A 13,576-nucleotide genomic window follows, 5' to 3' on the forward strand; every position below is an offset into this window, starting at 1 on the left:
TATAGGTTTGAAGACTACCTCGCATCCGAGATCAGAACCTCGCCTGAATGGTCAGGTCGAAATTCTGTTCCTTGTCAAAGTCCTCTTTCTTGAGCGCTTGCGAAAAGTTAAAGCGCAGCGGGCCAAAAGGTGTTTCCCATAGGACTGCAACACCCAGAACATGACGGATAGACCCATCCGCACCGACAATGTTGGCACCCGAAGTGTTTACATCGTCGATATTGTACAGGTTACCGAAATCATAGAACACGCCTCCACGCAGGCCCAATTCTTCGGGCAAGCCCAGAGGAAAGTCCGATTCCAGACGCGCGACCCAATAGTAATTCCCGCCGATAGCGTCATCCTGACCATTTGACAGATCCCGTGGCCCCAAACCGGCTGGCTCGAACCCGCGGAATTTATTGGGGCCCAACACAAAGCGATCCAACGTCCGGCTGAAATCGTTGCCAGTCCAGTGCATTGCACCCATTTCAAGCGATGCACGAAGAACGACTTCTTCACTCAGAACGCGTGTTTGGGCAATCCCGCGTGCGCTGGTTTTGTAGAACTTGTTGTCCCCACCCAGTCCAGCGGCATCCAGGCCAACCTCAAACAGAACACCGGCATTGGGGTTAAGCCCACCAAGGCGGCTGTCATATACATAGGACACACCCAAAGAACTAGTCGTGCGTTCACCCTGATCAATCTCAGAGGCGATGACCGCGCCGTTTGCCTCGTTGTCCTGCTGCTTCATCTCGCTGTTTTCCCAGGCATAGCGAACGCGCAACGAAGACAGCTCTCCGATCGCATAGCTCAACTGAGGGTTAAAGAACACACGCTCGGTGTTATAGCTGGCAAAACTGGAGTCGGTCGACGCCAAACCCAGACCAAGATCAAAGCGAAGCTTGCGGCCCAAAAGATAGGGTTCGGTGAAATTCAGGGAGTACTCTTCTGAATCCTGTGCGGTCGAAATCGTAACCCCGACGGTCTGTCCACGGCCTAGGAAGTTTGACTCACTTAGGCCGATTGCAATGCCGAAACCGTCAGAGATCGAGTAGCTACCACCGAGGCTGAGCGAGCCCGTTGGCTGTTCTTCGACGTCGACATCCACGATCACTTGGCTGGGCGTCGAACCCTCGCGCGGTTCAACGTCAGCGACGGCGAAATAGCCCAATGCCCGGATACGTTCAGCCGCCTGCCGGATTTCACGCGGGTTGAACGGGTCACCCTCGACGGTGTCGAATTGACGACGGATCACGCGGTCAAGCGTGGTGGTGTTGCCCTCGATGTCGATACGCTCGACAAAGATACGCGGTCCTTTGGTCAGAACGAATTCAACATCCAGCGTCAGATCACGTGCATTGCGCGTGACGCGCGGCTCAACCCGCAGAAAGTCCACCCCTTGCCGAATGCCCAGACGCTCTTGCCTGGCGATAGAGTTTTCGACCAGTGAAGGAGAATAGGTGACACCCGGCTTGATCTTGAGTGCGGCCTGATATTCGGCCGCATCCACACCGGGTATTTCGCTTACGGTGGTGATCTTGCCGAATGAGAATTTCTGACCTTCAGTTACATTCATCACCAGGAAAAACGCGTCGCGCTCACGTGTGAATTCAACATTGGCGCTGTTGACGCGGAAATCGACATAGCCACGCGATAAGTAGAAATCACGGATCACTTGTTTGTCGAACTCGATCCGGTCAGCGATAAAAGTATCGCCCCGCAGGAATGTACGCAGGAAATTGGCTTGCTTGGTTTCAAGCACACGGCGCAGACGCCGGTCGGAATAGGCCCGGTTGCCAACAAAGCTTACGCGCTCAACCTCGATCGTCGTACCTTCGGAGATTTCAAAAACGAGGTCTACCCGATTGTCGCTGCGGCGGATGATTCTGGGGATGACGGTTGCTGCAACACGTCCTTGAGCCAAATAGATTTCGGCAATCATGTCTGCGTCAGCTTCAGCAACTTGAGGCGTAAAGACCCGGCGGGGTTGAGACGAAACGGCATTGAGCAACAGCTCATCCTTAAGCCTCTTGTTGCCCTCGATGCTGATCTGGTTGATCGTCGGATATTCCTGAACTTTGATGACCAAAGTGCTGCCACGAGGGGTCAAATCGACTGTTTCAAAAACACCACTGTCAAGCAGCCGTTGGAAGGCATCGTTGAGTTGTCCAGCTGTCACCGTCTGCCCAGGTTCGATTCCCGAACGTGCAATGATTGTCGATGTCTCTATGCGCCTGTTCCCCTCAACCTCGAACGAGTTGATGGTGTAGCTTTGCGCCTGAGCAGCCTGCGGCAGTGACAGCAAACTAACTGTGGCAAATAGGAAAAAGAATGTTAGGGCCTGCCACAAAATCTTGTTTACCGGCTTTTGCCCCCCGCAGGATGTGCCTGCGCCTCGCCTGTCGGTCATATTTTTCTCTACCCAGAATTTTAAGACTTTAAAGCTGAGTAACGGGATTGTCTGGCCTTGTCAAAAGCCGAAAAACAGAAAGCGGCCCATTGGGCCGCTGTTCAGCAAATAAAAAGAAAGGAACAGAATCACATGGTGATCAGATAAGCGCATCCACCCATAGCCAACGCAGTGGCGCCGAAAAACAAGATCGAGTCCCAGTTCAGCACAAGCAGGAAGCTAAAGCTGCGATATGATTTTTTGATAGCATTCGCCATGATCGCCTCTGACAGACAAAATTATGAAACGAACACATCCTATGAGGGAATTGGGGCGGAATTGCGACTAGATTGTGCAAGCTCCGCCCAAATCAACAGAACAGGTCATTTGAGACGGAAAACAGCATCAGAGCCAGAATGATTGACACTCCGATGCCCATCAAAATCCGCAGCGCTTTGTCGCTCGGTGGTTTCCCCGAGATGGCCTCATATGCGTAAAATACCAAGTGCCCCCCATCCAAAGCCGGAATCGGAAACAGGTTCAGCAAACCGACAGCAGTTGACAGAACGGCGATAAAGAAGATGAAGTTTTGCGCCCCCTGGCTGGCCATCGCACCCGAGGTTTCGGCGATTCCGATCGGGCCGGACATGTTGCAGGTGCTGATCGCTCCGGTCACCATGTGCCAGATACCTGAAAGAGACCCGTCAATGATACGCAATGTTTGTCGCACACCGCCGCCAAGAGATGTCAGGATGCCCGCCCTTTCGGTTGCAGGTTCTAGCATCATGCCGCCGACGATCCCGATCCTCCAATGCGTTACAAAACCACCGTCAGACTGCGGCTCATCCGTGCGGCGTGGAGCCAGGGCAAACTCCAGTTCCGCTCCGTCACGCCAGACATTCAACAGCAGTGGCCGCCCATCAGAGCCTTCCACATGGTCCTTGAGCTGTTCAAAGGCATAAACCGGTTCGCCGTTAACCGCTGTTATGACATCCCCCTGTGCCAGGCTGATATCCATTGCTGCGCTGCGCGGAACAACCTGTTGAATCAGGGGGGGGAACAGCCAAGGTGCGGAAACGTCCAATGTGTCACCGTCACGAAGAACTGTGTAATCAAGAACGGGGTCAACGGGCAAAGAGTCTACGAACTCGCTCCACGATCCTTCTTGTTCGAAATCTGGCAGGTCAATACCTGCAATCGCGAGGATTTCATCACCTTCACGCAGCTCTTGAACTGTCCCCGGCAGAGGATGCAGAGACCCAACGGTCAGAGGGTCTCTGGTTGCGCCTTGCGTAAAGAAAATTAGGCCAAAGACCAGTATCGACATTGCGAAATTAAAGATTGGCCCTGCCGCAACAGTTGCCGTCCTGGCCCAAAGTGGCGCGCCATGCATTGTGCGGCGCAGCTCCTCCGGGCTTTGCTCGGAAATTTCAGACATAGCCGCTTCGTCTTTGCCGGATGCTGCATTGGCGTCACCCAAAAACTTGACATACCCGCCGAATGGAAGCGCTGCGATCTGCCAGCGCGTTCCTCTTTTGTCGATACGGCTCCAGAGTACGGGACCGAAACCGATTGAGAACACTTCGGCGTAGATGCCGGACCAACGGCCAACGATGTAATGCCCGTATTCATGTACGGCTACGATGGCGGATAACGCGATCACAAAGGCGAATATGGTGTAAATCAAATTGCCGAATTGTGGGATCAGTGAGAGTACGTCCAATTTATTTTCCTGCTCGTTGCGCAACGGCGTTATCGACCCATATACGTGCCAGATGGTCGGTTTGCAGCACGTTATCAAGGGTCATTGGGGCGTCAATATGGTTGTCTTGTGCATCGAAACGATCCAAGACGGCGGCCACGATGTCTGCCATATCAAGGAAACCAATGCGACCTGCAATGAAATGGTCGAGTGCACATTCTTTGGCTCCGTTGAAAACCGCTCCGGACAGCCCGCCCCGCTCCATGACTTCGCGTGCTAACCGCAAAGCCGGATATCGGTTTTCGTCTGGTTCCTGAAATCGCAACTGTCCCAGCTTTGCAAGGTTCAGCCTTTCGACCGGAAGGGTCTGACGTTTTGGCCAATTCAGGGCATATCCGATCGCGTGGCGCATATCTGGCGCGCCCATATGGGCCATAACCGCGCCATCGTTAAACCCGACCATCGCATGAACGATGGATTCCGGATGCACAATCACTTCGATCATATCCGGGGATATGCCGAAGAATTCGCGTGTTTCGATCACCTCGAGCGCCTTGTTAAACATCGAAGCGCTATCAATCGTGATCCGCTGCCCCATATTCCAGTTCGGGTGGCTCGAGGCCTGCTCAACCGTGGCTGAGGCCAATTTGCTCAGTGGCCAATCACGGAAAGCGCCGCCGCTGGCAGTGATGATGATACGCTCGACCGATGCCATATCTTCACCGACCAGAGCTTGAAAAACGGCAGAATGTTCGCTGTCCACCGGCAGCAATCGGGCATTGTGCTTTCGGGCAGTATCCAGAACCAAAGAACCCGCGCAGACAAGCGTTTCTTTATTCGCCAAAGCCAGCGTCGCGCCCTGTTCAAGCGCCGTCAGCCCTGGTTGCAACCCCGCAGCCCCAACGATGGCAGACATGACCCAGTCAGCCGGTCGCGCCGCCGCTTCGGCCAACGCATTTGGCCCCGCGGCGACCTCTACATCGGATCCGGCCAAGGCCGTTCGCAGATCTTCAAGCCGGTCTGGGTGGGCTGTAACCGCGATATCCGCCTTCAACCGTCTCGCGTCATGCGCAAGTTTTTCGATATTGGCGCCACCGGTCAGAGCGACGACATCAAACGCAGATGGGTTTCGGTCAATCAGGTCTATCGTGTTCTGTCCGATAGAACCCGTCGCACCAAAAACAGAGATTTTGCGCATCACATGGCTCCGGGGGAGTAGATCAACCCCACAAGCAGAACGAACAGAGCGGCCCCCATCATCCCATCGAACCGATCAAGGAAACCGCCATGTCCGGGGATCAGGTTCGAACTGTCCTTGACGCCGAATTTCCGTTTGGCTGCGCTTTCCAGAATATCTCCGGCCTGACTGGCCATAGACGCCAGAACCGAGATCGCGACAAACCAGATGCCAAATCCGCCGTAAGAGGCAAAAACCAAGCCAACGATGGCGGCGGCGGCCCAACCTCCGGCCGTGCCAGACCACGTCTTTTTCGGACTGACCCGAGGCCAGAACTTCGGTCCACCCAATGCCTTGCCGACAAAATATCCGGCGACATCCGTAGCAACGACGACCGATATCAGCCAGACCATCCAGACAAATCCCATATTCGTCCGGATTGAGATAAAGCCCAGCCCCGCGGCCGCGATCCACAGCGCAAATAGGGTATAGATACCCCGGTACCGGCTGACCTGCCCTGCCCCGACCAGCGCCGGAGCAAGCAAGAAGGGAAGTTTATAGAGTGCCGGAAGATGGTAACTCAGCACCACCGCAAAACCGGTCAATATGGCAAGCTGGATCGCAACAGCTTTCCTGCCCGGGTCGATCATACGGACCAGTTCCCAGGTCATCAGCCCGCAAGCAATGGAAATGAAGGCTTCGAACCACAGACCGCCCAGCCAGACCTCGACAGCGCCAACGGCAACAAGGACTCCCGCCGACAATACGCGGGCAGTCAGGTCGGACCAGCGCCCGTCACTCATGCCGGTACAGCTCCGAACCGTCGGTCTCGGCTGCCATAGCTCCGGCACAGGCGCTCAAGCTCTGCCGCAGTGAAATCTGGCCAGAGCGTGTCGATGAATTCGTATTCCGAATAGGCGGATTGCCATAGCAGAAAATTGGAAATTCGCGCCTCGCCGCTGGTTCGGATCACCAGATCAGGATCAGGAAGAACATGTGTGTCCAGATATTTCGGCAGCGTTTCTTCGTCTACATCATCAGGATGCAATCGCCCGTCAGCGACATCCTGTGCCAGACGTTTGGTAGCCCGCGCGACTTCATCCCGACCGCCATAGTTCAACGCAATGGTCAGGTGAACCAGATCATTTCCCTCGGTCTCGGCCTCAAGCGTATCCATCAATTCGATCAGTTTGGCATCCAACCTGACCCTGTCTCCGATGAAACGCACCCGAACACCCGAGTCTCGGAGCGTCCGGGTTTCCTTGATAATATAGCGCCGAAACAAGCTCATCAGACCGGCAACTTCGACCTGAGTGCGTTTCCAGTTCTCGGTCGAAAACGCAAAAACAGTCAGATACTTAATACCAAGCCTTGGGCAGGCCTCGACCACATCGCGCACACGTCTTGCCCCGGCGTGGTGGCCAAACAGGCGAGGTCGCCCGCGGGCCTGCGCCCAGCGACCATTGCCATCCATGATGATCGCGACATGCTGGGGCCCTCTTTCGGGCATGGTATGCGAGGAAGAGGGCATCACCCGGTCTCAGACCTGCATGATTTCTGCCTGCTTGGTCTCAAGCGCGGCATCTACTACCTTGATCATCTGGTCGGTTAGATCCTGCACTTCGCTTTCCCAGAACTTCTGGTCATCTTCGGACATACCGTCAGCCTTGGCCTTCTTGATCTGATCCATCCCGTCGCGGCGCACATTCCGGATCGAGACGCGTGCGTGTTCGGCATATTGCCCGGCGACTTTGCCCAACTCGCGACGGCGTTCTTCGTTCAGTTCCGGGATCGGTAGCATGATGATCGTTCCGTTGAGCTGAGGGTTGATGCCCAGCCCACTTTCGCGGATCGCTTTTTCCACTTTGCCGACCAGCCCTTTATCCCAGACATTGACCGTAACCATACGCGGCTCGGGCACATTGACCGTTCCCACCTGGTTGATGGGCGTCATCGAACCATAGGCATCGACCATCACCGGCTCGAGCATCGAGGCGGAGGCGCGCCCGGTGCGCAGCGATGCAAATTCGGTTCTGAGGTTTGACATTGCGCCGTCCATACGGCGCTTCAGGTCGTCTGTGTCCAGTTCGAAATCGTCAGACATTCTGCTCACTCCCCGTCTTCAGGTACTGTTTGCATGGCTCATAAGCCATTCAATTTGGGATGTATAGCAATGATGATCCGTATTTACGCCATTGACCAGAGGTGTTTGCCGGATTTTCGCGAACCTGCAGCTACAAAATTAACCGACCGCAAATCAATGCGGTCGGTCAGACATATTCATTCCGGATCAGGCGTTTACGTCTACGACAACACGACCTTTAACCTGACCTTGCAGGATATCCGCCCCTAATTGGGGCAGATCGCTCAGCTTTGCGGGATGGATCATCGCCTCAAGCTTGTCCATCGGAAGGTCGGTTGCTATCCGCTGCCAGGCCCGCAGCCGATTTTCATAAGGCTGCATCACGCTGTCGATCCCCAAGAGGTTCACACCGCGTAAAAGGAAAGGGATAACAGTTGCCGGAAGGCCCGCGCCGCCAGCCAACCCCACGGCCGAGACCGAGGCACCGTATTTCATCTGCCCCAGAACGCGTGCCAGCATTGCGCCGCCAACCGCGTCCACACAGCCAGACCATGCCTCGCTTTCCAGGGGGCGCTTAGTTGTCTCGTTCAACTCTTCGCGTGGCACAATGGTCGTGGCGCCCAAAGACTTCAGGTAATCGCTGGTTTCCGGTCGTCCGGTGACGGCTGCCACTTCGTATCCCAAATTGGCAAGAATCGCCGTCGCGACCGAACCAACACCACCTGCTGCCCCTGTGACCAAAACCGGACCCTGCCCCGGTTTCAGCCCATGATCCTCAAGTGCCATAACCGCCAGCATCGCGGTGAACCCAGCGGTTCCGACGGCCATCGCCTGGCGGGGCTCCAACCCATCGGGCAGCGGAACCAACCAATCGGCACGGGCATTGGCTTTTTGTGAGTACCCACCCCAATGCGCCTCACCGACACGCCAACCGGTCAGGACCACTTTGTCACCCGGTTTATATCGCTCATCCGAAGACGACTCGACCGTCCCCGCATAGTCGATGCCAGGAACATGCGGATAGCTGCGTACCAGCCCCCCGCCTTTGGGCGACAGGCAAAGACCATCCTTATAATTTACCGTTGAATACTGAACCGCCACGGTAACTTCACCCTGCGGCAAATCCCCTTCCGAAAGCTGTTGAACCGAGGGGCTGGCCAGCCCGCTTTCCTCGTCTTTTTCCATCACCAGTGCGTTGAACATCAAAATGTCCTCCTGTTTTGGACGTCAGAGTAAAGCCCCGACCCCGTGTAATAACCTGTTTCTGAACCCGATACGCCGTTTGCGATCAGATCCAGAACTTTTCCCGTACAGTCGCCTCACGCATACCGTCGGGCGTTTCGACCTCAACCCTTGTGCCCGCGTCCCAATGGCTGAGTTTGAGCATCCCAATGGAAACATTGGTGTTGAAATCCGGAGACCAGGCGGCAGATGTAATCTGCCCCACCCTTTTCCTCTGCGCATAAACCGACCATGGTGCAACGCAGGCACCAACAGCCGGCCCAGCGATTTCAATCGGACGGATTTGCTGGATCGGCCCTTCTTTCGCGACCCGCAACAATGCGTCCCGGCCAATGCAGCCGATTGCGGTATGCGTGTTACAGAATTTGCCCAAACCACATTCATGCGGGGTGTTGTCGTCGGTCATATCGTTTCCGTAGGACAGCAAACCAGCCTCAATGCGTTCGATCAGGTTGGGACAACCCGCCCGCACGTTCAAATCCTCACCGGCCGAAAACAGCGCATTCCACAGCGGCATTCCGATATCGCTGCCTTCGACATAGATCTCGAACCCGCCCTGTTTGGAATAGCCTGACCTTGCGATGGCCAGATCACGGCCCGCAAATTCGAACATGTCGAATTTGAAGAACCGGATATCTTTGACGCGCTCGCCGAATACGCGAGACATCAGCTCATCCGCCATGGGACCTTGTATGGCCAGGGGTGAGACGTCCGGCTCATCCACCAGAACATCCAACCGATAGCCGTTCGCGATTCCTTTGACCCATAACAACAAATCGCTATCCGCGATTGAGATCCACCAGCGGTCCTCGGACAGTTTCACCGCAACCGGATCATTCAACATGCCACCGGTCTCATCAACGATAGGGACGTAATAGCATTGGCCGGGCAACATGCCTCTCAAATCGCGTGGCGTCAGCATTTGCATAAGGCGTGCCGCGTCGGGACCTCTGAGTTCGACCTGTCGCTCACACGAGACATCCCAGACCTGCACATGCTTTTTTAAGTGCCGGTAATCAGCCTCGACGCTGTCGAATACAGTTGGCAATAGCATCCGGTTATAAACCGTGAATGCCTTTACACCTGCGGCTTCGACCCCTTCAGAAAAAGGTGTGCGCCGCAACCGGCGAGAGAAGGAAATATTGGCCACTCAAGCCTCCTCGGGCATAATGCCAGATCACAATTCGAAGCCTGCGGTCCCGTCAGCATCTGGTGCAACAGGCCGCGATGGCGTGTCTGACGATTAAAAATTAGGATCACGTATTGCGCGTAATCCTTTGTGATTTCGTATTATTTTGGCCCCTGCCAATCAATTGGGCAGATTTCAGCGGATTTTCCACCGAAATCCCAGACCCGACCGTAGTCGCGGACCTTGGATTTGGTGCCGCGCGCCACGATAATGTCCGGTCCCATCCAGTATTTCGAGTTTGAGACCATCACCGGATGCTCGGGGTCTTTGCCCGCCAACATCTCGATTTCGCCCTGGATTTTCCGACCAATCATGATGCGGCGCTTGGTCCCGTCGCGTTCGATCTGAACCGGGGCACGTTCGGCCCCGATAATTTCGCTGACCAGCATGGTAAACAAGCCAGTCGTGCCCCCGGCCTGTCCGCTGAAAATTTGGAGCAACCCGTTATAGGCCTTGCCGCTGGCTCGTTCGTCGACATAGGCAGCAACTTTCCACTGCCCCTCACCCATGCGACCCGGAATATCGACCAGAAGGCCAACATTGAGCCCCGAGAGATCCTCGCCCTCGTAATGGCCTTCATCGATGACAATTCCCATCCAGGCATGACAATGACCCTCGGTCGGAGGATGCGCGCCCAGCGATACGACACAGGGGCAGAACAGATCGCACGAGCAGTTAAGGATCAGCTCTCCCTTGATCGCCCAATTCGTCGGGCTCATCTCACGCCGCTTGGGGTTGGGCATGCGGCTGTCGATACGTTGGCTGATCGGCAGGCGATCTGCCTCTGGTTTTTTGTTCTTAGCCAATAGCTTATCCTCCATAGATAAAGGGGTACACGAGCAAGGTACAGCCGCCCGCGATAAGAGAAAATCCCAGCGGTCGTGTAATCACGTGACCGATCTGGGGTAGTTTTTCGAGAACCATGAAAAATGTCGCCAGACCCATCCACAGCAGACTCATGACGCCGCCCACAAAGCCGAGCGCCATAAAGCCCCAGCAGCATCCGACGCAGAACGCACCAAGGCCAAGCCCCATGCTAAAACCGCCTGAAAAACCGGTTTTCCAATGGCCGAGAAAATAGGTCATTGGGGCATGGCAGACCCCATGGCACAGCTCTTTGGCGCGGGTGAATTGAAAGGCGCCGACGGCGATCATCAACCCGCCCGCAACAAGCCCGGATTTCGCAATGCCCAGCATGTCGACAACGCCGCCAAACAGCAGAACCAGTTGCACCCCGGTAATGAGCGCGGCAAACCCGACCCAGACCACGAAGTAGCCAATCAAGACACCAATCCAGCCGGAGCGTGTGCCATTTGCACTGCGGATTAGATCGTCGTAGCTGCGCAGAGTTGGAATAATGGTCGGCAACATCATTGCGGCCATCATGATGGCCCACATCCAAAACAGCGGGCCGAACTCTGCCATGGGCATATACATGTCCATCCTGGGGTCCATGGCGCGCATCGCCTGCCCCATCGCTCCGGGACGGCCGATCCAATCCAGATCCATGGCGCGGTTCATCACGAACATCATCCACCACGCCCACAGGATCAGAGCGTAGAATCCCAGCCAAAACCCATTACGTAGAACTGCGCGACTCACTTGTTCCTCCCGACTCAGTCCTTGCAATTCAAATGTCAGACTTTTAAATGTCAGACAAATGAAATTTTGCCTGCGGCCCTGCTCAAAATGAAAATCGACCCCAAGAAACCTGCTGATCTTTCGGTTCAGATCGCCCAATCAATCCGAGATGCGATCATATCGGGTCGGTTGATTGTAGATGAACGCCTGCCTTCTGAGGCGGAACTGTCCGACCAGTTTCAGGTGTCCCGACCAACCGTGCGTGAGGCCCTTAAACGCCTTGCGGCACAGTCCCTGATCCGCACCCAACGTGGCGCGACCGGCGGCGCATTTGTCAATCGGCTGAGCTATCAGGATGCGTATTCCCAACAGATCACCACATCCACGTTGCTGCTGTCCATGAACGCGGTCAGCTTTGAAACGGCTTGCGAGGCCCGGTATTCGCTGGAACGCGCCTGCGCTACTTTGTCAGCCGAACGCAGGACGGCGGATCATCTGGCGACGATGCGTGCCGAGATATTTCGGCAGGCTCAACCCGGGCTGACAGACGAAGCCTTTTGCGCCTCGGATGTGACCTTTCACCGGGCATTGGTCGATGGGGCTGGCAATCCGGTGTTGTCATATCAACTGGCCGGCGCCGTCGAGGCGATGCAGCCTTTGATGAACATGATCACGTTTACGGCGCGGTCCCGAGAAGAGATCATCGTGTTGCACAACCAGATTGCCGATGCTTTGGATCGGCGGGACGCTGCTGCGGTAGATTCAGCACTTGTGGATCTCGAAGCTTATACCCGTAAGCTTGCCCTGGACGTCGCCAAACAGCGGCGCAAACCAACCGAATGAGGGTACAATGACGTCGATATTGAATATTGCAGCGGCGGTTCTGACAATCGGTTTCGGCCTCTTTGGGTTTCTAGCACCCGCTTGGACCGCGGCCTCGCTGGACCTGGCACCCACGAACAGCACGATGGGTCTAAGCGAAATGCGAGCTTCGGTCGGTGGGCTTTTTGTCGTCACAGGAATTGCGGTCATTTGGCTGAACACTCCCATGGCCTATGCGATGTTGGGCGTTGTTTATGCCGGCGCAGCCTTGGGCCGGTTTGTTTCCGTCATTCTGGATCACCCCCCTTTGATCAAAGCGATGGCATTTGGGGGAATCGAGCTGATATTGGCGCTGTGGCTGATCTTGGCAAACATTAACCGACCAAGCTAAGGCGTTATTATATAATCCGTCTTTTCGTTGAAGTATGGGGTTTGCTTTCCCCTTGTGGCTCACCTATATAAGGGATGTCCTTCGGGACTATGGACATAAACGCGCTCGTAATAAGCGGATCGGACCCGGGGGCGGTACCCGGCGGCTCCACCAACATCCTTCATTTGAGGATCGCGGGGCCGAAATAGGATCGACGAACGTCTAAAGGGGTTAGCTTTGTCTCGGCGGGGTGCCACCGTACCGGCCCAAACAGTACAATTGCAAATGACAATCGTGCTCCGGTTGCAGTTGCTGCGTAAGCAGTAGCAAGACCGAAACTTAAGCCCTTGCGCCTAGCAGCGTAAGGCGGGGTTCGCAGGTACCTGGCAACAGAAACCTGCATTTTCCCTTAAATGTCTGCTGTTTAACCCTGTCTGTGTTCACGTTCAGAGTTTGTTCACTCATTCGCGTCATGCTCGGCCCGTGAGGAAAAGGAGAGCTGGGATGTCACACGCAGATATACTCAGAGAATGGTATTCAGAGGTTTGGGAAAACGGAAATACCGATGCGATTGATCGGTATTTCGCGCCGGAAACAACAGCCGAAGGACTGATTCCGGAAATGCAGGTGGGGGCCGATGATTTTCGGGATCTGGTCATGGCGTTTCGCCACATTCTGGGCGATATCCATGTTGAGCTGCCCAAAATCATCGAAAATGGCGATTGGGTATCGGCGATATTGCAGGTCAGCACAACACGCGCCGATAACGGCGCACCACTGCAGGCCTCTGGCAGTATGATTGGCCGCATTAAAGAAGGTCGTATTGTCGAGGCGTATAATCAGTTTGACTTCATTTCCTTATTTGAACAGCTTGGTCAGTTTCCCAAGGACACCCTGCCCGTATGCATGACTGGTCAACGGCTGGACTGGGCCTAGGAAATGGGCTCGCAATCTTGACCCCGACCGGCCTGTCGCGGTAGCAAAGCCTATGGGGTAAGATTGCGAACGCCCCGTGAGGCGACAGCCCAAGTTTCGCATG

General features: G+C 55.3%; 14 protein-coding genes and 1 other RNA gene. 4 read left to right on the top strand and 11 right to left on the bottom strand.

The genetic code is table 11. From position 1 onward, the window contains the following. Positions 1 to 31: 31 nt before the first annotated feature. The 11 genes from bamA to AC2FJW_RS00965 all read right to left on the bottom strand — a co-directional run bounded on the left by bamA (position 32) and on the right by AC2FJW_RS00965 (position 11,366). On the bottom strand, positions 32 to 2,392 hold the full coding sequence (gene bamA / locus AC2FJW_RS00915; RefSeq protein ID WP_142633911.1) for an outer membrane protein assembly factor BamA: 2,361 nt from the start codon (positions 2,390 to 2,392) through the stop codon (positions 32 to 34). A gap of 128 nt (positions 2,393 to 2,520) precedes the next feature. Continuing rightward, positions 2,521 to 2,649 (bottom strand): hypothetical protein, encoded by a 129-nt coding sequence (locus AC2FJW_RS00920; RefSeq protein ID WP_496695396.1) that lies wholly within the window; start codon positions 2,647 to 2,649, stop codon positions 2,521 to 2,523. 92 nt (positions 2,650 to 2,741) lie between these two features. Further along, entirely contained in the window at positions 2,742 to 4,094 is a 1,353-nt protein-coding gene (gene rseP, locus AC2FJW_RS00925; RefSeq protein WP_496748973.1) for an RIP metalloprotease RseP, read from the bottom strand. Position 4,095: 1 nt separating this feature from the next. Then, complete coding sequence (gene dxr / locus AC2FJW_RS00930) at positions 4,096 to 5,271, bottom strand: 1-deoxy-D-xylulose-5-phosphate reductoisomerase (protein ID WP_496748974.1); 1,176 nt, start codon at positions 5,269 to 5,271, stop codon at positions 4,096 to 4,098. Then, positions 5,271 to 6,053: a phosphatidate cytidylyltransferase gene (locus AC2FJW_RS00935; RefSeq protein ID WP_496748975.1), complete on the bottom strand. Its 783-nt coding sequence runs from the start codon at positions 6,051 to 6,053 to the stop codon at positions 5,271 to 5,273. Before AC2FJW_RS00935 ends, dxr begins: the two co-directional genes overlap by 1 nt. Beyond that, on the bottom strand, positions 6,050 to 6,781 hold the full coding sequence (gene uppS / locus AC2FJW_RS00940) for an undecaprenyl pyrophosphate synthase (RefSeq protein ID WP_271947031.1): 732 nt from the start codon (positions 6,779 to 6,781) through the stop codon (positions 6,050 to 6,052). Before uppS ends, AC2FJW_RS00935 begins: the two co-directional genes overlap by 4 nt. Before the next feature lie 9 nt (positions 6,782 to 6,790). After that, positions 6,791 to 7,354 (bottom strand): ribosome recycling factor, encoded by a 564-nt coding sequence (gene frr, locus AC2FJW_RS00945; RefSeq protein ID WP_142633921.1) that lies wholly within the window; start codon positions 7,352 to 7,354, stop codon positions 6,791 to 6,793. A gap of 186 nt (positions 7,355 to 7,540) precedes the next feature. Next, positions 7,541 to 8,536: an acryloyl-CoA reductase gene (gene acuI, locus AC2FJW_RS00950; RefSeq protein WP_496691270.1), complete on the bottom strand. Its 996-nt coding sequence runs from the start codon at positions 8,534 to 8,536 to the stop codon at positions 7,541 to 7,543. 85 nt (positions 8,537 to 8,621) lie between these two features. Next, positions 8,622 to 9,725 carry a dimethylsulfoniopropionate demethylase gene (locus AC2FJW_RS00955; RefSeq protein ID WP_496748976.1) on the bottom strand — a complete coding sequence of 368 codons (1,104 nt, stop codon included), beginning with the start codon at positions 9,723 to 9,725 and terminating at the stop codon, positions 8,622 to 8,624. A 140-nt stretch (positions 9,726 to 9,865) separates the two neighbouring features. Then, complete coding sequence (locus tag AC2FJW_RS00960; protein WP_281994647.1) at positions 9,866 to 10,570, bottom strand: DUF1326 domain-containing protein; 705 nt, start codon at positions 10,568 to 10,570, stop codon at positions 9,866 to 9,868. Between the two features lie 4 nt (positions 10,571 to 10,574). After that, positions 10,575 to 11,366 (bottom strand): DUF2182 domain-containing protein, encoded by a 792-nt coding sequence (locus tag AC2FJW_RS00965; RefSeq protein ID WP_496748977.1) that lies wholly within the window; start codon positions 11,364 to 11,366, stop codon positions 10,575 to 10,577. Positions 11,367 to 11,453: 87 nt separating this feature from the next. On the opposite strand from AC2FJW_RS00965, the gene AC2FJW_RS00970 reads away from it, so the two are divergent. The 4 genes from AC2FJW_RS00970 (at position 11,454) to AC2FJW_RS00985 (ending at position 13,473) form a co-directional block, all read left to right on the top strand. After that, the gene (locus tag AC2FJW_RS00970) at positions 11,454 to 12,188 is read left to right on the top strand and encodes a FadR/GntR family transcriptional regulator (RefSeq protein ID WP_142633929.1); all 735 of its coding nucleotides are present in this window, start codon (positions 11,454 to 11,456) and stop codon (positions 12,186 to 12,188) included. A 7-nt stretch (positions 12,189 to 12,195) separates the two neighbouring features. Continuing rightward, the gene (locus AC2FJW_RS00975) at positions 12,196 to 12,558 is read left to right on the top strand and encodes a DUF4345 family protein (RefSeq protein WP_496748978.1); all 363 of its coding nucleotides are present in this window, start codon (positions 12,196 to 12,198) and stop codon (positions 12,556 to 12,558) included. Positions 12,559 to 12,595: 37 nt separating this feature from the next. Continuing rightward, positions 12,596 to 12,941, top strand: a transfer-messenger RNA (tmRNA) gene (ssrA, locus tag AC2FJW_RS00980). 100 nt (positions 12,942 to 13,041) lie between these two features. Further along, positions 13,042 to 13,473, top strand: coding sequence for an ester cyclase (locus AC2FJW_RS00985; protein ID WP_142633933.1), 432 nt, complete (start codon positions 13,042 to 13,044; stop codon positions 13,471 to 13,473). Positions 13,474 to 13,576: the final 103 nt, after the last annotated feature.

This window comes from Ruegeria sp. CDSA020, from assembly GCF_059612345.1.

What these genes read in the sequence shown, in the direction of transcription:
- bamA (WP_142633911.1), bottom strand. Translation starts at nt 2,392, where the DNA reads ATGACCGACAGGCGAGGCGCAGGCACATCCTGCGGGGGGCAAAAGCCG.
- AC2FJW_RS00920 (WP_496695396.1), bottom strand. Translation starts at nt 2,649, where the DNA reads ATGGCGAATGCTATCAAAAAATCATATCGCAGCTTTAGCTTCCTGCTT.
- dxr (WP_496748974.1), bottom strand. Translation starts at nt 5,271, where the DNA reads ATGCGCAAAATCTCTGTTTTTGGTGCGACGGGTTCTATCGGACAGAAC.
- AC2FJW_RS00935 (WP_496748975.1), bottom strand. Translation starts at nt 6,053, where the DNA reads ATGAGTGACGGGCGCTGGTCCGACCTGACTGCCCGCGTATTGTCGGCG.
- uppS (WP_271947031.1), bottom strand. Translation starts at nt 6,781, where the DNA reads ATGCCCTCTTCCTCGCATACCATGCCCGAAAGAGGGCCCCAGCATGTC.
- frr (WP_142633921.1), bottom strand. Translation starts at nt 7,354, where the DNA reads ATGTCTGACGATTTCGAACTGGACACAGACGACCTGAAGCGCCGTATG.
- acuI (WP_496691270.1), bottom strand. Translation starts at nt 8,536, where the DNA reads ATGTTCAACGCACTGGTGATGGAAAAAGACGAGGAAAGCGGGCTGGCC.
- AC2FJW_RS00970 (WP_142633929.1), top strand. Translation starts at nt 11,454, where the DNA reads ATGAAAATCGACCCCAAGAAACCTGCTGATCTTTCGGTTCAGATCGCC.
- AC2FJW_RS00975 (WP_496748978.1), top strand. Translation starts at nt 12,196, where the DNA reads ATGACGTCGATATTGAATATTGCAGCGGCGGTTCTGACAATCGGTTTC.
- AC2FJW_RS00985 (WP_142633933.1), top strand. Translation starts at nt 13,042, where the DNA reads ATGTCACACGCAGATATACTCAGAGAATGGTATTCAGAGGTTTGGGAA.